A 19,707-nucleotide genomic window follows, 5' to 3' on the forward strand; every position below is an offset into this window, starting at 1 on the left:
CCGGTACCGCATCCACGGCACGGCCGGCGCGCAGCCGGCCGCCTCCGGCAACGGGAGGACCGGCCGCGGGCGGCGCCCCATCTGATCCATGGGCGGCCGGGTGGTTGCCGGCGGTGGCCCGGCGCGCTGGGTGCGTGCACCCGGTCCGCCGTGCCGGTCGGGCTCGTCGGGAGCGCCTGCCGGGTGCGGTGCAGCCGGTACCTGGTCCATGGCGGCCGGGCGGGTCTGCGGCGGTGCTCCGGCGCGCTGGATGCGTGCACCCGGTCCGCCGCGCCGGTCGGGCTCGTCCGGAGCGCCCGGCGGGTGTGGTTCAGCCGGTGCCTGGTCCGCGGGCGGCCGGGCGGTCTCCGGCGGTGCTCCGGCGCGCTCGGGGCGCGTGTCCGGTTCGTCGTGTCGGGCGGGCTTCTCCCGCGTGCTGAGCTGGGCTGGTTCCGGTGGGCGGAACCGGGTGGCGGGTGGTCGCGTCCTTCGGGGCATGATCAATGACCGTGTCAGGGGCACCAGGGTGATCCGCACCGCCCTGCCCGCCGAGGCGGAGCGGATCGCCGCACTGCACCGCAGGGCCCGCTCGACGTACTACCCCGACGGCCTGCCGGACGACGGCATCGACTGGACCGCCGCCTGGCGCGGCGCCGTCGAGCGGCCCGACGGGCAGGTGCTGTGCGTCGTGGAGGAGGGCGCGATCACCGGCATCGCCTCCTTCCGGCCCCCGGAGGACGGCCCCGCCGGCACGGTCAAGCTGTACCAGTTCCACGTCGACCCCGACCGCTGGCGCCGCGGCATCGGTGCGGCCCTGCACGCGGCCTGCGTCGAGCAGTGGCGAGCCGAGGGCCGGAGCCGGGCCGTCCTCGACGTGCACGTGGACAACCGGCGCGCCCACGCCTTCTACGCCCGCCAGGGCTGGCTCCCGGACCCCGCGAACCCGCCCGCCGACGGCGACCACCACCTCTTCCTGCACTTCTCCGTGCCGCCCCGGGAATGAAACGGCCTGCTTGAACGTTCACGTACCGGTCGGGGAGAGCCCCCGCACCCGTACGACCCGAAGAGAGCCGAAGACATGCGCGTCGAGATCTGGAGCGACATCGCCTGCCCCTGGTGCTACGTGGGCAAGGCCCGCTTCGAGAAGGCGCTGGCTGCCTTCCCGCACCGCGACCAGGTCGAGGTCGTGCACCGCTCCTTCGAGCTGGACCCGGACCGCGCCAAGGGCGACGTCCAGCCGGTCATCACCATGCTGACCAGGAAGTACGGCATGAGCGAGGCGCAGGCCCAGGCCGGCGAGGACAACCTGGGCGCGCAGGCCGGCGCCGAGGGCCTGGACTACCGCACCCGGGGCCGCGACCACGGCAACACCTTCGACATGCACCGCCTGCTGCACTTCGCCAAGGAACACGGCCGGCAGGACGAGCTGATCCAGATCCTCTACCGGGCGAACTTCGCCGAGGAGCGGTCCCTCTTCACCGAGGGCGACGCACGCCTGGTGGAGCTGGCCGCCGAGGCCGGCCTGGACGCCGAGGCCGCCCGCGCGGTGCTCGCCGACCCGGACGCGTACGCCGACGAGGTCCGCGCCGACGAGCGCGAGGCCGCCCGACTCGGCGCCACCGGTGTGCCGTTCTTCGTCCTCGACCGCACCTACGGCGTCTCCGGCGCCCAGCCCGCCGAGGTCTTCACCCAGGCGCTGACCCAGGCCTGGGGCGAGCGCTCTCCGCTGAAGCTGGTCGACCAGGGCGACGCCGCGGCCTGCGGCCCGGATGGGTGCGCGGTGCCGCAGCACGGCTGAAACCGCAGGTCGCGGCGGTCGTATAAGCGACGCTAAGGGGAACCACGTAAAAGTTCGCAATGGACGGGTGGTTCCCCGGGCCGCAGAGTGGACCCATGGAGACCACGGAGACGTTCGAGAGCCTCGTCCGCGCCGAGTTCAGTCCGAAGAGCAGCTACCTCAACACCGCGAGCAACGGCCTGCTGCCCGCCCGCACCGTCGCCGCCCTCCAGGAGGCCGCGCTGCTGCGGGCCGAGGGCCGGCCGCTGACCTCCCTGTACGAGGACGTGGAGGCGAGCCGGGCCGCGTTCGCCCGGCTCGCCGGCGTCCCGGCCGACCGGGTCGCGGCGGGCGCCTCGGTCGCCGCGCACACCGGCGTGATCGCCGCCTCGCTGCCCGCGGGCGCCGAAGTCCTCACCGCCGAGGACGACTTCACCTCCGTGCTCAACCCCTTCCACGTCCGCGGCGACCTCAAGGTCCGCACGGTCCCGCTGGAGCGGATCGCCGAGTCCGTCCGCCCGGGCACCGCGCTGGTCGCGGTCAGTGCCGCCCAGTCCGCCGACGGGCGGATCGCCGACCTGCCCGCCCTACGCGAGGCCGCCCGCGCCCACGGCGCCCGCACCTACGTCGACTTCTCCCAGGCCGCCGGCTGGCTGCCGATGGACGCGGACGCCTACGACTTCACCGCCGCCGTCACCTTCAAGTGGCTGCTCGGCCCGCACGGCGCGGCCTTCCTCACCGTCCCCGAGGACTTCGGCGGACTGACCCCGCTGCTCGCGGGCTGGGTCGCGGCGGAGCGGCCGTGGGACAGCTGCTACGGCCCGGTCGCCGAACTGGCCCACTCCGCCCGGCGGTTCGACCTCACCCACGCCCTGTTCACCTACGCGGGGCTGCGGCGCTCGCTGGAACTGATCGAGGAACTCGGCGTGGACGCCGTGCACGCCCATGACGTCGCCCTCGCCGACCGGTTCCGGGCGGGACTCGCCGACCTCGGCCACGAACCGGTGCCCGCCCCCGGCTCGGCGATCGTCTCCGTCCCCGGACTCGGCTTCCGCCAGCCGGAGTTGAGCGAGGCCGGCATCGAGGTCTCCGACCGCGCCGGCAACCTGCGCGCGGCCTTCCACCTCTACACCACGGCCGCGGACGTGGACCGGCTGCTGGACGCGCTGTCCCGCTGACACGACCGGGCCGGGGCCTCCCGTCCCACACGAGGAGGCCCCGGTCCGGTGGTCGGAGGCCGGCTAGCGCACCGGGGTGAAGTCCCTCGCCCCGATGAACTCCGGCCGGCGCACCGGCGCCGCGAACGGCTCCACCGCCGTGTTCTCCACGCTGTTGAACACGATGAAGACGTTGCTGCGCGGGAACGGCGTGATGTTGTCGCCGGAGCCGTGCATGGCGTTGCAGTCGAACCAGGTCGCCGAACCGGCCTTGCCGGTGAACAGCCGGATGCCGTACTCGCTCGCCAGCGCGGTCAGCGCCTCGTCCGACGGCGTGCCCGCGTCCTGCATCTGGAGGGACTTCTTGTAGTTGTCCTTCGGCGTGGCGCCGGCGCAGCCCAGGAACGTCCTGTGCGAACCCGGCATGATCATCAGGCCGCCGTTGGTGTCGTAGTTCTCGGTCAGCGCGATCGAGACGGACACCGTGCGCATGTGGGGCAGGCCGTCCTCGGCGTGCCAGGTCTCGAAGTCCGAGTGCCAGTAGAAGCCGCTCGCGCCGAAGCCCGGCTTGACGTTGATCCGGGACTGGTGGACGTACACGTCCGAACCGAGGATCTGCCGGGCCCGGCCGACCACACGCGGATCGCGGACGAGCTTCGCGAACACCTCGCTGATCCGGTGCACCTCGAAGACCGAGCGGATCTCCTGGGACTTCGGCTCCACGATGGAGCGCTCGTCGGCCCGGATCGCCGGGTCGGCGACCAGCCGGTCCAGCTCACGCCGGTACACCTCGACCTCGTCCGGGGTGATCAGCTGGTCGACGGCGAGGAAGCCGTCCCGCTCGTACGCCTGGAGGTCGGTGGCCGGGATCGGGCCGGGGGTGTCCGGGGAGCCCCAGACGACCGGGTCCTGGCGGGGGACGGTCACCTCGCCGGTGCCGCGGGTGGGGTACAGATCGGTGACGATGGCAGTGGTCATCGTGTGTCACACCTCCTCGGGCTCGGTGAGCAGCGGGTAGACGCCGTTCTCGTCGTGGTCCTCCCAGCCGGTGACCGGCGGGTTGAACACGCAGAGGCAGTGGAAGTCCTCCTTGACGCGCAGCGTGTGCCGCTCGTGCCCGTCGAGGAGGTACATGGTGCCGGGGGTGATGGTGTACGTCTTCCCGGCCTCGTGGTCGGTGAGTTCGGCCTCGCCCTGGGTGCAGACGACCGCCTCGATGTGGTTGGCGTACCACATCGACGTCTCGGTCCCGGCGTAGAGAATCGTTTCGTGCAGGGAGAAGCCGACCCGCTCCTTGGCGAGGACGATCCGCTTGCTCTCCCAGGTGCCGGACTTCGCTCTGACGTGCCGGTCGGTGCCTTCGATGTCCTTGAAGGATCGGACGATCATGGGGGTGCGTTTCCTCCTTGCTGTCAGGCGGTTTCCCGGACGGCGCGGGCGAGGACGCTCAGGCCCTCGTCCAGCTCGTCGGGGGTGATGGTGAGGGCGGGCAGCAGCTTGACGACCTCGCCCTCGGGGCCGGACGTCTCGATGAGCAGCCCGAGGTCGAAGGCGCGCCGCGCGATCCGCGAGGCCCGCTCCTTGTCGCGGAACTCCAGGCCCCACACGAGCCCGCGCCCGCGGTACTCCTTCACGTCGGCGAGGTTCTCCTCGGTGATCGAGATGAGGGCCTGCTCGACCTGTTCGCCCCGGGCGCGGGTCTGCTTCTCCATGGCGGAGCCGTCGGCCCAGTAGGTCTCCAGGGCCGCGGTGGCGGTGACGAAGGCGGGGTTGTTGCCGCGGAAGGTGCCGTTGTGCTCGCCCGGCTCCCACACGTCCAGCTCGGGCTTGAACAGGCACAGCGACATCGGCAGCCCGTAACCGCTGATCGACTTCGACACGGTGACGATGTCCGGGGTGATCCCGGCCTCCTCGAAGGAGAAGAAGGCGCCGGTGCGGCCGCAGCCCATCTGGATGTCGTCGACGATCAGCAGCATGTCCTGCCGCTCGCACAGCTCCTTCAGCGCGCGCAGCCACTCCAGGCGGGCGACGTTGATGCCGCCCTCGCCCTGCACCGTCTCCACGATCACCGCGGCCGGCCGGTTCAGGCCCGAGCCCTGGTCCTCCAGCAACCGCTCGAACCACAGGAAGTCCGGGACCGTGCCGTCGAAGTAGTTGTCGAACGGCATGGGCGTGCCGTGCACCAGCGGGATGCCGGCACCGGCCCGCTTGAACGCGTTGCCGGTCACCGCCAGCGACCCCAGCGACATGCCGTGGAAGGCGTTGGTGAACGACACGATCGCCTCGCGCCCCTTCACCTTCCGCGCCAGCTTCAGCGCCGACTCCACGGCGTTGGTGCCCGTCGGGCCCGGGAACATGACCTTGTACGGCAGGTCACGCGGGCGCAGCACCAGGTCCTGGAAGGTCCGCAGGAACGACCGCTTCGCCGTGGTCGACATGTCCAGACCGTGCGTGACACCGTCACGCTCCAGGTAGTCGATCAACGCCCGTTTGAGCACGGGGTTGTTGTGACCGTAGTTGAGTGATCCGGCACCGGCGAAGAAGTCGAGGTACGCATGACCGTCCTCGTCGTACATCCGGCTGCCCTGCGCACGGTCGAAGACGGTGGGCCAGCCGCGGCAGTAGCTGCGCACCTCGGACTCGAGGGTCTCGAAGACGCTGAGGTCGGGCTGGGTGATGGTCACGGTGAATCGCTCCTCAGTGGGCGGTGAAGTCGGTCAGCGGGCCGATGCGGTAGAGGACTTCGGGGTCGTGCGGGCCGTCCGGGAACAGGTCGGAGGGGAACAGCACCTCGCGGGTGACCCCGGCGCCGTGCCGCTCGGCGAACGAGGTGAACAGCCGCTCGGAGGCGGTGTTGCCGGGCGTGATGGTGGTCTCCAGCTCGGTGATGCCGCGTTCGGCGGTGAGCCGGGCGGTCAGCCCGTCCAGCAGTCGGGCGGCGATGCCGAGGCCCCGGTGCCCGGGGTCCACGGCCACCTGCCAGACGAGCAGGGTGCGGGGGCGGTCCGGGCGCAGGTATCCGGTGACGAAGCCGACCGGCTCCCCGTCCGCACCGCGCGCCACCGCCGAGGTGCCGGCGAAGTCCCGGCACCACAGCACATAGCTGTAGGAGGAGTTCAGATCGAGGGTTTTCGAGTCCTTGGCGAGACGCCAGAGCGCGGCTCCGTCGGTCGTCGCCGGCCGTTCGATGAGCAGGTCTGCTGGTGCGGCAGTCATGCGGCACGAATTTAGCGAGGCGAATTCGAAAATGCACGGGAGTGGTCGACGGGGTCGTGCGCCGGTTCGGCGGTATGTCCGGAATGCCCCTGGGAAAACCGGTGCAAATCACCCCTGCTGTGGACTGTGTCACAGGCCGGAAACCGTCGGAAATCGGTCGGCAAACTTCCCTGTTTAGCTCTGCAAAAAGCGGGCAGAAGAAGACGGGAAGCTATCGCCCGCAGAATTGGCGGAGATTGTGAAAGTAATTGGAATTCAAGATGAGAAAACGGCCCGCGCGGTGTGCGCGAGCCGTTTTCGGTGCGTTCCGGAGTGATGACGGAACGCCGGTCACCGCCATGCGTTCTCCACGGCCCGCCGGGCGGCTGCCGGGTCCACCGGCAGACCCTGCCCGGCGAGCGCCGCGCCCAGTGCCGCCAGGGAGTCCTGGACCGCGTCCCGCGTCGCGTCGGGGCCGTAGTGGTTGACGCGGATCATCTCCTTCGCCAGGGCGCCGCCCCCGGCCGCCAGCGGCAGCGCCGGCTCGGACGCCAGGGCCCGGGCCACCAGCTCCGAGGCCACCACCCCGGACGGCACCCGCAGGGTCGTGGCGACCGGCGCCGCGTCCCGCTCCTCGTACACGTACGGCTCCAGGCCCCCGCCGAGCGCCACCGCACCCGCCCGCGAGGCCAGCGCGGCGCGCCGGTGCCGGGTCATCACCGTCTCCAGGCCGGCCGACTCGATCCGCTCCAGACACGCCTCCAGCGCCAGCATCTCCAGCTGGGCCGGAGCGTGCGGCAGCGCCTTGCGGCCGGCGTCGATCCAGCGCTCCTTCCAGTCCAGCAGGGACAGGTAGGAGCGGCGCGGGGCGTTCGGGTTGGCGGCCATCCGGGCCCACGCCCGCTCGCTCACCGAGATCGCCGACACCCCCGCCGGCCCGCCCATCGCCTTCTGCGCACCGATCACGCACAGGTCCACGCCCCACGCGTCCGGCAGCACCGGCTCGGCGCCCACGGAGGCCACCGCGTCCAGGTAGAAGAGGGCGCCCTGCGCCCGTACCACCTCGCCGATCTCCGCGACCGGGTTGGTGTTGCCGGTCGCCGCCTCGGCGTGCACCAGCGACACGAAGTCGATCTCCGGGTGCTCGGCGAACGCCTCCCGGACCTGCTCGGCGCTCACCGCCGTGTGGAAGGGGACGGAGAGGTCGTACACCGTGGCGCCGGCGTCGCGCAGCCAGGAGCCGAAGGTCTGGCCGTACGGGCCCGTGATCACGTTCAGGGCCACCGTGCCCGGACCGGCCGCCGCCCGGATCGCGCCCTCCAGTGGCAGCAGCGCCTCGCCCTGCGTGATCAGGACGTCCTGCCGGGTGTCCAGCAGCCGGGCGACCCCGTCCTCGATGGCGGCGAAACGCTCGGCGGTGAGCGGGGGCAGATCGAGGAAGGGGTGGGTCACGGCGGTGCTCTCTTCGCTCTCGGGAGGTCGACTCCACCGATCTTAGGTCGAAAGGCCTCGTGGCCATCGGTTTGATTTGAGAGACTCAAACCCTTCCTTATAATCGGAAGCCACAGTTCCCCCACAGGAGATCTCCCCATGAAAACGCTCGCAGGGCGCCGGACCCGCCTTCTGGCCGCCACCACCGCGACCGCCGCACTCGTGCTCGTCGCGGCCGGCTGCTCCTCCAGCGACTCGGGGAGCGGCAAGACCACCGTCAAGGGCGTCCACCTCGCCAAGGCCGGTCAGCTGACCACCTGCACCCACCTGCCCTACCCGCCGTTCCAGTCGGAGGTGAACGGCAAGGTGCAGGGCTTCGACGTCTCCCTCATCGACCTCGTCGCCAAGGACCTCGGCGTCAAGCAGCAGATCCTCGACACGCCCTTCGAGAACTTCAAGACCGGCGCCTTCCTGAACTCCGGGGAGTGCGACCTGGCCGCCGCCGGCATGACCATCACCGACGAGCGCAAGAAGAACGTCGACTTCTCCGACCCGTACTTCGAGGCCACCCAGGCCGTCCTGGTCGACAAGAGCAGCGGGATCAACTCGCTCGCCGACGTCAAGGCCAAGGGCAAGAAGCTCGGCGCCCAGGCGCAGACCACCGGCGAGGACTACGTCAAGGGCAAGGGCTACGACCCGATCTCCTTCGAGTCCTCCGACGCCGTCCTCAACGGCCTGCGCACCGGCCAGGTCCAGGCCGTCGTCATCGACTACCCGGTCGTCCAGGGCTGGCTGAAGGACAAGGCCAACGCGGACAAGTTCAAGGTCGTCGACAACCTCAAGACCGGTGAGCAGTACGGCTTCACCGTCAAGAAGGGCAACAAGGCGCTGCTCGACGCCATCAACAAGGCCCTCAAGGACGCCAAGGCCGACGGCACGTACAAGAAGATCTACGAGAAGTGGATCGGCCCGTACAACCCGTCCGCGGCCTCCCCCGCCGCCTCATGACCGACACGGACGTACGACTGCAACCGCGGAAAAAGGGACTGACCCGGCGCCAGAAGCGCAGCGTCTCGCGGGGCGTGCAGTACGCCGTCTTCGCCGCCGCCGTGATCGCCTTCGCGGTCACGGCGGACTGGGGCCGGCTGCAGAACCAGTTCGCGCAGGCCGACATCGCCCGGCAGATGTTCCCGGACGTCGTCACGCTGGCGCTGAAGAACACCGTGCTCTACACGCTGTCCGGCTTCGTCGTCGGCCTCGTCCTCGGCATGGTGATCGCGCTGATGCGGCTGTCGTCCGTGGGCCCGTACCGCTGGCTGGCGGGCGTCTACATCGAGATCTTCCGCGGCCTGCCCGCCCTGCTGATCTTCATCTTCGTCGGCGTGGCCGTCCCGCTGGCCTTCCCCGGCACGGAGATCCCGGGCGGCACCTACGGCAAGGTCGCCATCGCGCTCGGCCTGGTCTCGGCCGCCTACATGGCCGAGACCATCCGCGCCGGCATCCAGGCCGTGCCCAGGGGACAGATGGAGGCGGCCCGGTCGCTCGGCTTCTCGCCCGCCAAGGCGATGGTCTCCATCATCATCCCGCAGGCCTTCCGGATCATCCTGCCGCCGCTCACCAACGAACTCGTCCTGCTCTTCAAGGACTCCTCGCTGGTGCTGTTCCTCGGCGTCACCCTGGAGGAGCGGGAACTGTCCAAGTTCGGCCGCGACCTCGCCAGTACGACCGCCAACTCCACGCCGATCCTGGTCGCGGGCCTGTGCTACCTGCTGGTCACCATCCCGATCAGCTTCGTCGTCCGCCGTATGGAAGCCAAGGCCCAGGAGGCGATCCGGTGAGCCGCCCGGAGATCGAGGTCCGCGGACTGCACAAGTCCTTCGGCGACAACGAGGTGCTGCGCGGCATCGACCTGGAGATCGGCCAGGGCGAGGTCGTCTGCGTCATCGGCCCCTCCGGCTCCGGCAAGTCGACGCTGCTGCGCTGCGTGAACCTGCTGGAGGAGCCCACCAAGGGCCAGGTCTTCGTCGGCGGCACCGAGGTGACCGACCCCGACGTCGACATCGACGCCGTACGCCGCCGCATCGGCATGGTCTTCCAGCAGTTCAACCTCTTCCCGCACCTGAGCGTCACCGAGAACCTCACGCTGCCCCAGCGCCGGGTCCTCGGGCGGGACAAGGCGACGGCCGCGCGCGTCGCCGCCGAGAACCTCGCCCGCGTCGGCCTCTCGGAGAAGGCGGACGCCTACCCGTCCTCCCTCTCCGGCGGCCAGCAGCAGCGCGTCGCCATCGCCCGCGCGCTCGCCATGGGCCCCGAGGTGATGCTCTTCGACGAGCCGACCTCCGCACTCGACCCGGAGCTGGTCGGCGACGTCCTCGCCGTCATGCGCCGGCTCGCGCAGGAGGGCATGACGATGATGGTCGTCACCCACGAGATGACCTTCGCCCGCGAGGTCGCCGACCGGGTCGTCTTCATGGACGGCGGCGTGATCGTCGAGGACGGCAGCCCGGACCGGGTGATCGGCGACCCGCAGCACGAGCGCACCCGGCACTTCCTCTCCCGGCTGCTCGACCCGGCGATGGCCGAGGTCGAGGAGGAGACCTCCGACCAGGTGGGGAAGTCCGAGCCGTAGGTCGTTAAGGTGCGGTGCATGAGCGATGGCGCGGTGCTGCACCTGAGGGGCAGGATTCTGGCGGGGCCCGAGGACGTCCGGGACGAACTGTGGGTGGTCGGCGGGCGGATCTCCTACGACCGCCCGGCCGGCGCCCGCGACGTCACCACGGTCGAGGGCTGGGCGCTGCCCGGCCTGGTCGACGCGCACTGCCACGTGGGCCTGGGCGCCGAGGGCCCGGTCGACGCGGACACCGCCGAGAAGCAGGCGCTCACCGACCGCGGGACGGGCACCCTGCTGATCCGGGACGCGGGCTCGCCCTCCGACACCCGCTGGATCGACGACCGGGACGACCTGCCGAAGATCATCCGGGCGGGCCGGCACATCGCCCGCACCCGCCGCTACATCCGCAACTACGCCTGGGAGGTCGAGCCGGACGACCTCGTGGCCTACGTCGGCCAGGAGGCCCGGCGCGGCGACGGCTGGGTCAAGCTGGTCGGCGACTGGATCGACCGCGACCTCGGCGACCTCGCCCCCTGCTGGCCGCGCGAGGCGGTGGAGGCGGCGATCGCCGAGGCCCACCGGTTCGGCGCCCGCGTCACCGCCCACTGCTTCGCCGAGAACTCCCTGCGCGACCTGGTCGAGGCGGGCATCGACTGCATCGAGCACGCGACCGGCCTCACCGAGGACCTGATCCCGCTGTTCGCCGAGCGGGGCGTCGCGATCGTCCCCACCCTCGTCAACATCGCCACCTTCCCGCGGCTCGCCGACGGCGGCGACAAGAAGTTCCCGCGCTGGTCCGCGCACATGCGCCGGCTGTACGAGCGGCGCTACGACACCGTCCGCGCCGCCTACGACGCCGGCATCCCGGTCTTCGTCGGCACGGACGCCGGCGGCTCACTGGCCCACGGCCTGGTCGCCGAGGAGGTCGCCGAACTGGTCGCCGCCGGCATCCCGCCGGTCGACGCCCTCGCCGCCACCAGCTGGGCCGCCCGCAGCTGGCTCGGCCGGCCCGGACTGGAGGAGGGCGCCCCGGCCGACCTCGTGGTGTACGAGGCCGACCCCCGGGCCGACGTACGGGTGCTGGCGGCGCCGCGACGGGTGGTGCTGAACGGGCGTGTCGTCGAGTAGACGTGCCCGTGACGCCGCTCTTTCGCATGGCCGTGCGGGAAATCCACGTTCGGGTGAAGTAGCCCTGGAACGCTGACCGTTCACCCACACCGGGGACAAGGTTGACGGGTCCCAAGCATGTTCCGTCTGGGGGTCCCACCGCCTTGAACAGCAACAACTTCCGCATGCCCGCACGCCGTCTCGCCGCGCTCGCGACGGTCACCGCCCTCACCGCGGCGCCCGCGGTCCTGGGCGCGGGCGCCGCGCACGCGACCGACGCCCACGGTCGCGCCTCCGCCGTCGTCCTGCGCACCGGGCTCGACGTGTCCCTGCTCGACAAGACCGAGAACGTCCCGCTCGCGGTCTCCCTCGACGAGGTCCAGGCACCGCGCAGCGCCGACCGGACCGCGCTGTCCGCCCGGCTCGACGGCGTGGACGGCGGCAAGCCGTTCACCGTCCTCGACGCGGACGTCGCCGAGGCCCGGGCCACGGTGGACAAGCGGCGGGCCGAGGGCTCGGTCCGGATCGCCCACGCCCGGCTGCACCTGCCCGGCCTGCCCCTGCTGTCCCTGATCGAGGCCGACACCGTCACCGCCGAGGCGACCTGTGCGGTCGGCAGGGCACCCACCGCCGCCGCGAACGTCCTCGGCGCCGTCACCGTCCTCGGCAAGCGCGTCACCCTCACCGCCGGCGGCCCGGCCGAGGTGAAGGTGCCCGGCGTCGGCGAGGTCCGCCTCGACCTCTCCCAGCGGCGCACCACGACCCGTACGGCCGCCGCGACCGCCCTCGAACTGAAGGTCTCCGTCAACCCCCTGAAGCTCGGCGTGGCCGAGGTGGAGGGCACGGTCACCCTGGCCAAGGCCACCTGCGAGTCCCCGATGGCCGCGCCCACCGGCACGCCGGTGCCGAGCCACGACCCGGCCGCCGGCCCCCGCCCCCAGGGCGGCGCCGCCGAGGCCGGCCTCGCGGAGACCGGCGGCGACCGGGCGACCCCCTACATCGCCGGCGGCGCGCTGGCCCTGCTGCTGGCGGGCGGCGGAGCGGTGACGCTGGCCCGCCGCAAGAGGAACTGACACCCCACCGCTGCCCGCGCCTCCGGCCGGGGAGCGGGCAGGCAGAGACCCCGGTACGGCACCAGGCGCCTCTCGGGTGGGCGGCTGCTTCTCGGACAGGTTGCGAGGTCGGCCGGCAGCCCCGCTTCGGCGCGTCGGTCGAGAGTTCTGGGGGCCTGGGGCGGGAGCGTCGAGGCCTGGGGCCTGGGGCCTGGGGCGGGAGCGTGGAGGCCTGGGGCCTGGGGCGGGAGCGTGGAGGCCTGGGGCCTGGGGCGGGAGCGTGGAGGCCTGGGGGCTTGGGGGCTTGGGGGCCTGGAGCGTGGGGCCTGGGCCTGGGCCCTCGCAGTCGACAGCCTCCCCGCCTCGGCCTCCCGGGCCGACACCCTCAGTGCTTCGGCCGCTCGGTCGACACCCCTGGTGCCTAGGCCTCTCAGCCGGCAGCCCTGGTGCCTCGGCCGACAGCCCTGGTGCGTCGGCCCTGTCGTCCGGCAGCCCCGGTGCCCTGGTGCCTCGGCCGACGCTCCCGATGCCTCGGCCCCTCGTCCGGCAGCCCCGGTGTCCTGGCGCCTCGGCCGATACCCCCGACACCTCGGCCCCTCGTCCGGCAGCCCCGGTGCCTGGGCCCACGCTCCCGGTGCCTCGGCCCCTCGTCCAACAGCCCCGAGGCCCCGGCGCCTCGGCCGATACCCCCGACACCTCGGCCCCTCGTCCGACCACCCCCGACGCCCCGGCCCTCAGCCGGCACCCCGAGGGCCTTCGTCTCTTAGGTGGGCGGGGCCGGTGGGTGAGTGGGGGAAGGGAGCGTGGTCGACAGGGCTTTCAGGAAGGCGTTGGTCGTTGCGCGGTCCCGGACGGCCAGCCGTATCCAGTCCGGGCCGAGCCCCGGGAACGTGTCGCCCCGCCGCACCGCGTAACCCAGCTCCCGCAGCCGTCGCCGTACCTCCGACGCGCCCGGCATGCGGACCAGCACGAACGGCCCCTCCGCCGGCTCCACGACCCGCACCCCGTGAGGGGCGAACGCGGCCAGCCCGGTCACCAGATGCGCCCGGTCCACGGCGATGCGGTGCGCCGCATGCCCCGCCTCGGCCAGCGCCCGCGGCGCCACGCAGGCCCGCGCCGCGGCCAGCGCCGGCGTGGACACCGGCCACAGCGGCTGCGCCCGTTCCAGCTTGGCGATGATCTCGGGCGCGGCCAGCACGTAGCCGATGCGCAGCCCGGCCAGCCCCCAGGTCTTGGTGAGGCTGCGCAGCACGACGAGCCCCGGCACCCCGGTTTGCCCGGCCAGCGCCTCCCGCTCACCCGGCACCGCGTCCATGAACGCCTCGTCCACCACCAGCGTCCGCCCCGGCCGGGCGAGCCGGACGACCGTCTCCGCCGGGTGCAGCACGGAGGTCGGATTGGTGGGATTGCCGATCACCACCAGGTCGGCGTCCTCCGGCACCGCCGCCGGATCCAGCCGGAACCCGTCCTCCTCCCGCAGCAGCACCCGGTCCACGGTGTGCCCGGCGTCCCGCAGCGCGGCCTCCGGCTCCGTGAACTGCGGGTGCACCACGACCGGCCGACGCACCTTCAGCGCGCGGGCGAGCAGCACGAACGCCTCCGCCGCACCCGCCGTCAGCAGCACCCGCTCCACCGGCAGACCGTGCCGCGCCGCCACCGCCGCCCGCGCGGCCCGCCCGTCCGGGTAGGCCGCGAGGGACGACAGCGAGCCGGCGATCTCCTCCCGCAGCCACGCCGGGGGCGTGTCCGCGCGGACGTTGACGGCGAGGTCGACCAACGCGGCCCCGTCGTCCCGTACTTCGGCGTCCCCGTGGTGGCGCAGATCGTGCCCGGACCCGCCGGTCGCTTCAGTGCGCATGGCTGTGCGAGTGCCCCCCGTGATGGTGGTGCCCGTGCCCGTGGTGGTGGTCGTCGTCGTCCGGGTGGAAGTGCGGCTGCTGCGGCAGCCCGACCTTGTCCTCGAAGCCCGGCAGCGCGATCCGGTACACGCACGAGTCGCAGTTCATGCGCAGATCACCCTTGACGGCCTCCTCGTACCGCTCCATCACCAGGTCCAGCAGCTCCGGCTCGGGCCCGATGACGTCGGCCGACCGCACGTCGATCCCCGGGTGCGCGGCGGCCCAGTCCTCGGTCTGCTGCCGCACCCGGTCCGGCAGGATGCCGGTGAACAGGAAGTACGGCAGCACGACGACCCGCTTCGCGCCCAGCGCCGCACACCGGTCCAGGCCGCTCGGCACGTCCGGCGCCGCCAGCGACACGAACGCCGTCTCCACCCCGGCGTACCCGCGGCCCTCCCACAGCAGCCGGGCCGCCTTGAACACCTCGGCGTTGGCGTCCGGGTCGGTCGAGCCGCGCCCGACCAGCAGCACGGTCGCCTCCGAGCGGTCGGTGCCGCCCAGCGCCTCGTCCAGCCGCCGCTCCAGCACGCTCAGCAGCGCCGGGTGCGGGCCCAGCGGACGGCCGTAGGTGTACGAGATCCCCGGGTGCCGCTCCTTCTCCCGGGCCAGCGCGGCCGGGATGTCACCCTTGGCGTGCCCGGCGGACACCAGCATCAGCGGCACGGCGGCGAACCGGCGTACGCCCTGCTCGACCAGCTCGGTGACGGCCTCGCCCAGCGGCGGCGGGGACAGTTCGATGAAGCCGCCGGCGACGGGCAGCCCGGGGTGGCGGCGCCCCAGCTCCCGGACGAAGTCGCGGAACGCCTCGGCTCCGGCGTCGTCACGGGTGCCGTGGCCGGCGATGAGCAGGGCGGGCGGGGTGGTCACGAGGTCTCCTCAGACGAAACGGACGGGTACGGCAGGGGCAGTGGGGAGGGGACGGGACGGTTCACCGGGCCCCCTCCCGGGTGCTCTCCTGCCAGCGGTAGCCGCGCGGGGTCACCATGCGCCCCGCCACGGTGCGGGTCGCGGTGTTGCCCACGGTGACGACCGTCATCATGTCGACGGTCGCCGGGTCGAGTCCGGCGAGCGTGGTGACCCGGCTGGACTCGTCCGGCCGGGAGGCGTTGCGGACGACGCCGACGGGTGTGGCCGGAGCGCGGTGCCCGGCGAGGATCGCGAGGGCCTTGGGCAGCTGCCAGTCGCGGCCCCGGGAGCGCGGGTTGTAGAAGGTGACGACGAGGTCCGCCTCGGCCGCCGCGCGCACCCGGCGCTCGATGACCTCCCACGGCGTGTGCAGGTCGGACAGGCTGATGGACACGTGGTCGTGGCCCAGCGGCGCGCCGAGGATCGCCCCGGCGGCCAGCGCGGCCGTCACCCCGGGCACCCCGATCACGTCGATGTCGTCGGACGCCTCGGCGAGCGCCGGGGAGGCCATGGCGTACACGCCCGCGTCCCCGCTGCCGATCAGCGCCACCGCCTGCCCCTTGCGGGCCTCCGCGACCGCCGTGCGGGCCCGCTCCTCCTCCGCGCCGAGCCCCGACTCCAGCACCCGGGTGCCGGGCCGCAGCAGATCGCGGATCTGGTCCACGTACTGGTCGAGCCCGACCAGCACCGAGGCCCGCCGCAGCTCGTCCGCCGCACGCGGGGTGAGCAGGTCCCGGGCGCCCGGCCCGAGCCCGACCACCGCGAGCCGCCCGCGCGCCGGCCGCCGTACCACGGCACAGGTCGCCATCGCCGGCTGCCCGTCGGCACGCTCGGACTTCCGCTTGGGCACGAGCAGTTCACCGCCGCGCACCAGGGCGGCGGCCTCGGCGACCGACGGGGTGCCGACGGCCGCGAGCGGCGCCGCCGACGGATTCGGCACCGCCACGCCCGCCAGTTCCTCGGCCGAGTACGTCACCAGGGGCACCCCGAGCCGCTCGGCGGCGGCCACGACACTGGGCTCCTCCGCCTTGGCGTCCACGGTGGCCAGCTCGCCGACCGACCGCGGCGACAGCCCCGCCTCCCGCAGCGCCTCCTCGACCAGGGCGAGGATCTCCTCGGCCGGCGCGCCCTTCGACGCGCCGACCCCGACCACCAGCGACGGCGGCCTGAGCAGCACCTCCCGCTCGCCGGCCGGCACGGCACGGTCGGTGAGCCGGATCGTGTACGACCCCTGCGGCGCGACCGGCAGCGGCGGCAGCGGCCACGCCACCTCCGCCTCCAGCGCGACCGGCTCGCCGTCCAGCAGCGCCCGGGAGACCGCGGCGACCGCACCCTCGTACGGCAGCCCGAGCGTGTCCAGGCCCGGCATCCCGGCGGAGTCCGTCGCGGTCGTCACCACCGGCTCGGCGCCCAGCAACCCCCCGACCTCGCGGGCGAGTTCGTTGGCGCCGCCGCCGTGCCCGCCGATCAGCGACACCGCGAACCGGCCGCCCTCGTCCACGCAGACGACACCCGGGTCGGCCGCCTTGTCACCGAGCAGCGGCGCGAGCAGCCGTACCACCGCGCCGGTGGCCAGGAAGCACACCAGCTGCTCGCACTCGGCGAACGCGGCCCGTACGGCCTCCCCGACGGGACCCTCGTACACACGCGTCCGGTCCGGCCAGGCCGCGGCCAGCCGGTCCCGCGCCGCCGCTCCCGCCGCCGTGGCGGAAATGAGGCCGATCACTGGGCAACTCCTTCACTAGACGCCGGGGTGCGCACGCCCCACAGCAGGAACACAGGATTGGTGGCCGCCAGCCGGGTCACGTCCCCGGGCAGCGGCGCCAGCCGCGACGACTGCAACAGCACCCCGTCACAGGTGAAGCCGGCCTCCGTCAGCGCCGCGCGCGCCGCCGGCACCCGGTCCAGGGCGGCCATGGCGACGACCACGGTGCGCCGGGCCCGCCGCGCGCACGCGTCGACGACCGCGGGCAGCTCGCGCCCGCCGCCGCCGACGAAGACGGCGTCCGGATCGTCCAGCCCCGCCAGGGCGGAGGGTGCCGAGCCGTGCACCACCCGCACGTCCACGCCGTGGGCGTCCGCGTTGGCGCGGATCCGCGCGACCCCGTCCGGGGCCTTCTCGACGGCGACGACGGCCGCGCCGAGCCGCGCGCACTCCACCGCGACCGAGCCCGAGCCGGCGCCCACGTCCCACACCAGGTCGCCCAGGCGCGGTCCCAGCCGGGCCAGGGCCAGCGCCCGCACCTCGAACTTGGTGATCATCGAGTCCCGGTGCGCGAACCGGTCCTCGTCCAGGGCCCAGCCGTCGGGTCCGGCCGGCGCCCCCGCGACCGTACGGACCCCGCCGAGGGCCCGGCCCTCGTCCAGGCACAGCACCACGCTGACGTCCGCGCCCCAGTCCCGGGCGGCGGCCTCGGCGGGCGTGACCCGCTCGACCCGCTCCTGCGCGGACCCGAGGGCGGAGGCGACGACGAGCACCCGCCCGCCCGGGTCGTGCGTCAGTGCCGCCCCCAGTTCCGCCGGACCGGCACCCGGTCCCGTCAGCACCGCCACCTTCGGCCGCGCCCGGCACACGTGGACCGCCGTCCGCAGCTCCCGGCCGTGCGCGCTGACCACGACGGCGTCGTCCCACGGCAGCCCGATCCGTGCGAACGCGGCCGCCACCGAGGACACCCCCGGCCGCACGTCCAGCAGCCCCGGCCCGAACCGCTCGGCCAGCACCCGCACGATCCCGAAGAACCCCGGGTCGCCGGAGGCCAGCACCACGACCCGGCCCGCCTTCTCCAGGTGCCGCCCGACGACGTCCAGCGCCGGCGCCAGCGGCCCGAGCACCACCCGCTCGGCGTCCTCCGGCAGCCGTACCGCGTCCAGGTGCCGGCGGCCGCCGACGACCAGCGCGGCACCCGCGAGGACGTCCTCGGGGACGGGCGACCCCGTCCCCGTGCCGACGACCGTGATCAACTCTTCGCCCTCTGCTCGCGCAGCGCCCGCCGCGCCTCCGGGTCGGCCTTCCGGTAGCCGTGGAAGTGACCCGGGTGGTACAGGTGCGACCGCGTCCCGCGGGCGTCCAGCGCCGGGCCGACCAGGAACAGCGTGTGCTTCCAGAGCTTGTGCTCCTTGACCGTCTCCTCCAGGGTGCCGATCGTGCACTTCACGACCAGCTCCTCCGGCCAGGTCGCCTGGTAGGCGATGACCACCGGGGTGTCCGTCGGATAGCCGCCCTCCAGCAGCTCGCGCACCAGTTGCCCGCTGCGCGCCGCCGACAGGAAGACCGCCATCGTGGTGCCGTGCCGGGCGAACTCGCGCACCTCCTCGCCGGGCGGCATCGGCGTCTTGCCGCCGCCCAGCCGGGTCAGCACCACGGACTGCGCGACCTCGGGGATCGTCAGCTCGCGCTGCGCGAGTGCGGCCACCGCGGAGAAGGACGACACACCCGGCACGACCTCGGTCGCGATGCCGATCTCGTGGCAGCGGTCCAGCTGCTCCTGCGTGCCGCCCCACAGGGCCGGGTCGCCGGAGTGGATCCGGGCGACCTTCAGCCCTACCTCGAACGCACGTCGGTACACGGCGACGACGTCCTCCAGGGACATGGTCGCCGAGTCCAGGATCTCGGCGTCCTCGCGAGCGTGTTCGAGGACCTCCGCCTGGACCAGGCTCGCGGCCCAGATCACCACGTCGGCCTCGGCGATGGCCCGCGCGGCGCGGAACGTCAGCAGGTCGGCGGCGCCGGGGCCGGCACCGACGAAGGTCACCTTGCCGGTGGGGGCTTCGGCCATGGGAATCGGTCCTCTCCTACGAGTACTGCGGTTGTTGCTGTCGGACATGCGGGAACGCGGGTCGATCCGATAGCAAGGGCCTATGGCGGTCTTCGTCGCGCTCGGCGCGTTCCTGATGACGCTGGCCGGCGGCTGGACGGCACAGCGCGTGACCGACCGCCGCCACCTGGTCCTGGGTCTGGCCGGCGGGCTGATGCTGGGCGTGGTCGGCCTGGACCTGCTGCCGGAGGCGCTGCGCGCGGCCGACGGCGAGGTCTTCGGCGTGCCCGCCGCCCTGCTGCTGTTCGTGGCCGGGTTCCTCCTCGCCCATCTGGTGGAACGCACCCTGGCCGCCCGTCAGGCGGCCCACGGCGGAGCCGAGGGGCAGGGCCGTCAACGGGCGCCCGAGGTGGGGCTGGCCGCGGCCGGCGCGATGGTGGGGCACAGCGCCATGGACGGCGTGGCGATCGGCGCGGCCTTCCAGGTGGGCGGCGGCATGGGCACGGCCGTCGCGCTCGCCGTGATCGCCCACGACTTCGCCGACGGCTTCAACACCTTCACCATCACCAGCCTGTACGGCAACGCGCGCCGCCGGGCCGTCGCCATGCTGGTCGCGGACGCCTGCGCACCCGTGCTGGGCGCGCTGTCCACGGCCTTCTTCCACATCCCCGAACCGGTGCTGGGCGGCTATCTGGGCCTCTTCGGCGGCGTACTGCTCTACCTCGCCGCCGCCGAGATCCTGCCCGAGGCCCACCACGAGCACCCGGCCCGCTCCACCCTGCTGTGCACGGTGACCGGCGTCGCGTTCATCTGGCTGGTGGTCGGCATCTCCGGCTGAA

General features: G+C 73.2%; 19 protein-coding genes. 9 read left to right on the forward strand and 10 right to left on the reverse strand.

Annotation, left to right across the window (positions count from 1 at the left end):
• The first annotated feature begins 475 nt into the window (after positions 1-475).
• From ABZ923_RS09295 to ABZ923_RS09305, 3 genes are all read left to right on the forward strand, one after another.
• Positions 476-982 (forward strand): GNAT family N-acetyltransferase, encoded by a 507-nt coding sequence (locus tag ABZ923_RS09295; RefSeq protein WP_361468831.1) that lies wholly within the window; start codon positions 476-478, stop codon positions 980-982.
• Positions 983-1,057: 75 nt separating this feature from the next.
• Positions 1,058-1,777 carry a DsbA family oxidoreductase gene (locus ABZ923_RS09300; RefSeq protein ID WP_361468834.1) on the forward strand — a complete coding sequence of 240 codons (720 nt, stop codon included), beginning with the start codon at positions 1,058-1,060 and terminating at the stop codon, positions 1,775-1,777.
• Between the two features lie 95 nt (positions 1,778-1,872).
• Positions 1,873-2,934 carry an aminotransferase class V-fold PLP-dependent enzyme gene (locus ABZ923_RS09305; RefSeq protein ID WP_361468837.1) on the forward strand — a complete coding sequence of 354 codons (1,062 nt, stop codon included), beginning with the start codon at positions 1,873-1,875 and terminating at the stop codon, positions 2,932-2,934.
• Positions 2,935-2,997: 63 nt separating this feature from the next.
• On the opposite strand, the gene thpD is transcribed toward ABZ923_RS09305, so the two are convergent.
• From thpD to ABZ923_RS09330, 5 genes are all read right to left on the reverse strand, one after another.
• Positions 2,998-3,891 carry an ectoine hydroxylase gene (thpD, locus tag ABZ923_RS09310; protein WP_361468840.1) on the reverse strand — a complete coding sequence of 298 codons (894 nt, stop codon included), beginning with the start codon at positions 3,889-3,891 and terminating at the stop codon, positions 2,998-3,000.
• A 6-nt stretch (positions 3,892-3,897) separates the two neighbouring features.
• Positions 3,898-4,302 carry an ectoine synthase gene (locus tag ABZ923_RS09315; RefSeq protein ID WP_361468843.1) on the reverse strand — a complete coding sequence of 135 codons (405 nt, stop codon included), beginning with the start codon at positions 4,300-4,302 and terminating at the stop codon, positions 3,898-3,900.
• Positions 4,303-4,325: 23 nt separating this feature from the next.
• A complete protein-coding gene (gene ectB, locus ABZ923_RS09320) occupies positions 4,326-5,597 on the reverse strand; it encodes a diaminobutyrate--2-oxoglutarate transaminase (RefSeq protein WP_361468846.1) in 1,272 nt (423 codons plus the stop codon).
• A 13-nt stretch (positions 5,598-5,610) separates the two neighbouring features.
• Positions 5,611-6,129 carry a diaminobutyrate acetyltransferase gene (gene ectA, locus ABZ923_RS09325; protein WP_361468847.1) on the reverse strand — a complete coding sequence of 173 codons (519 nt, stop codon included), beginning with the start codon at positions 6,127-6,129 and terminating at the stop codon, positions 5,611-5,613.
• Positions 6,130-6,459: 330 nt separating this feature from the next.
• Positions 6,460-7,560, reverse strand: coding sequence for an aminotransferase class V-fold PLP-dependent enzyme (locus tag ABZ923_RS09330; protein ID WP_361468850.1), 1,101 nt, complete (start codon positions 7,558-7,560; stop codon positions 6,460-6,462).
• A gap of 138 nt (positions 7,561-7,698) precedes the next feature.
• Between ABZ923_RS09330 and ABZ923_RS09335 the strand changes: the two genes are divergently transcribed.
• The 5 genes from ABZ923_RS09335 (at position 7,699) to ABZ923_RS09355 (ending at position 12,330) form a co-directional block, all read left to right on the forward strand.
• Positions 7,699-8,547 carry a transporter substrate-binding domain-containing protein gene (locus ABZ923_RS09335; protein ID WP_361468852.1) on the forward strand — a complete coding sequence of 283 codons (849 nt, stop codon included), beginning with the start codon at positions 7,699-7,701 and terminating at the stop codon, positions 8,545-8,547.
• The gene (locus ABZ923_RS09340) at positions 8,544-9,377 is read left to right on the forward strand and encodes an amino acid ABC transporter permease (RefSeq protein ID WP_361468855.1); all 834 of its coding nucleotides are present in this window, start codon (positions 8,544-8,546) and stop codon (positions 9,375-9,377) included. The genes ABZ923_RS09335 and ABZ923_RS09340 overlap by 4 nt, the downstream gene beginning before the upstream one ends.
• Positions 9,374-10,168, forward strand: a complete 795-nt coding sequence (locus tag ABZ923_RS09345) for an amino acid ABC transporter ATP-binding protein (RefSeq protein WP_361468857.1) — start codon at positions 9,374-9,376, stop codon at positions 10,166-10,168. Before ABZ923_RS09340 ends, ABZ923_RS09345 begins: the two co-directional genes overlap by 4 nt.
• An 18-nt stretch (positions 10,169-10,186) precedes the next feature.
• Positions 10,187-11,278 (forward strand): amidohydrolase family protein, encoded by a 1,092-nt coding sequence (locus tag ABZ923_RS09350; RefSeq protein WP_361468860.1) that lies wholly within the window; start codon positions 10,187-10,189, stop codon positions 11,276-11,278.
• Positions 11,279-11,421: 143 nt separating this feature from the next.
• Positions 11,422-12,330 (forward strand): SCO1860 family LAETG-anchored protein, encoded by a 909-nt coding sequence (locus ABZ923_RS09355; RefSeq protein WP_361468862.1) that lies wholly within the window; start codon positions 11,422-11,424, stop codon positions 12,328-12,330.
• A 742-nt stretch (positions 12,331-13,072) separates the two neighbouring features.
• On the opposite strand, the gene cobC is transcribed toward ABZ923_RS09355, so the two are convergent.
• The 5 genes from cobC to cobM form a co-directional block, all read right to left on the reverse strand.
• On the reverse strand, positions 13,073-14,167 hold the full coding sequence (gene cobC / locus ABZ923_RS09360) for an Rv2231c family pyridoxal phosphate-dependent protein CobC (protein WP_361468865.1): 1,095 nt from the start codon (positions 14,165-14,167) through the stop codon (positions 13,073-13,075).
• Positions 14,157-15,074 carry a sirohydrochlorin chelatase gene (locus ABZ923_RS09365; RefSeq protein WP_361468867.1) on the reverse strand — a complete coding sequence of 306 codons (918 nt, stop codon included), beginning with the start codon at positions 15,072-15,074 and terminating at the stop codon, positions 14,157-14,159. The genes cobC and ABZ923_RS09365 overlap by 11 nt, the downstream gene beginning before the upstream one ends.
• Positions 15,075-15,135: 61 nt before the next feature.
• Entirely contained in the window at positions 15,136-16,839 is a 1,704-nt protein-coding gene (gene cobJ, locus ABZ923_RS09370) for a precorrin-3B C(17)-methyltransferase (protein WP_361468870.1), read from the reverse strand.
• Complete coding sequence (cbiE, locus tag ABZ923_RS09375; RefSeq protein WP_361468873.1) at positions 16,836-18,074, reverse strand: precorrin-6y C5,15-methyltransferase (decarboxylating) subunit CbiE; 1,239 nt, start codon at positions 18,072-18,074, stop codon at positions 16,836-16,838. The genes cobJ and cbiE overlap by 4 nt, the downstream gene beginning before the upstream one ends.
• On the reverse strand, positions 18,071-18,889 hold the full coding sequence (gene cobM / locus ABZ923_RS09380) for a precorrin-4 C(11)-methyltransferase (protein ID WP_361468876.1): 819 nt from the start codon (positions 18,887-18,889) through the stop codon (positions 18,071-18,073). The genes cbiE and cobM overlap by 4 nt, the downstream gene beginning before the upstream one ends.
• 82 nt (positions 18,890-18,971) lie before the next feature.
• Here cobM and ABZ923_RS09385 point away from each other — a divergent pair, with 82 nt between their 5' ends.
• On the forward strand, positions 18,972-19,706 hold the full coding sequence (locus ABZ923_RS09385) for a ZIP family metal transporter (protein WP_361468879.1): 735 nt from the start codon (positions 18,972-18,974) through the stop codon (positions 19,704-19,706).
• Position 19,707: the final 1 nt, after the last annotated feature.

The organism is Streptomyces sp. NPDC046881, from assembly GCF_040645015.1.
Classification (GTDB): domain Bacteria; phylum Actinomycetota; class Actinomycetes; order Streptomycetales; family Streptomycetaceae; genus Streptomyces.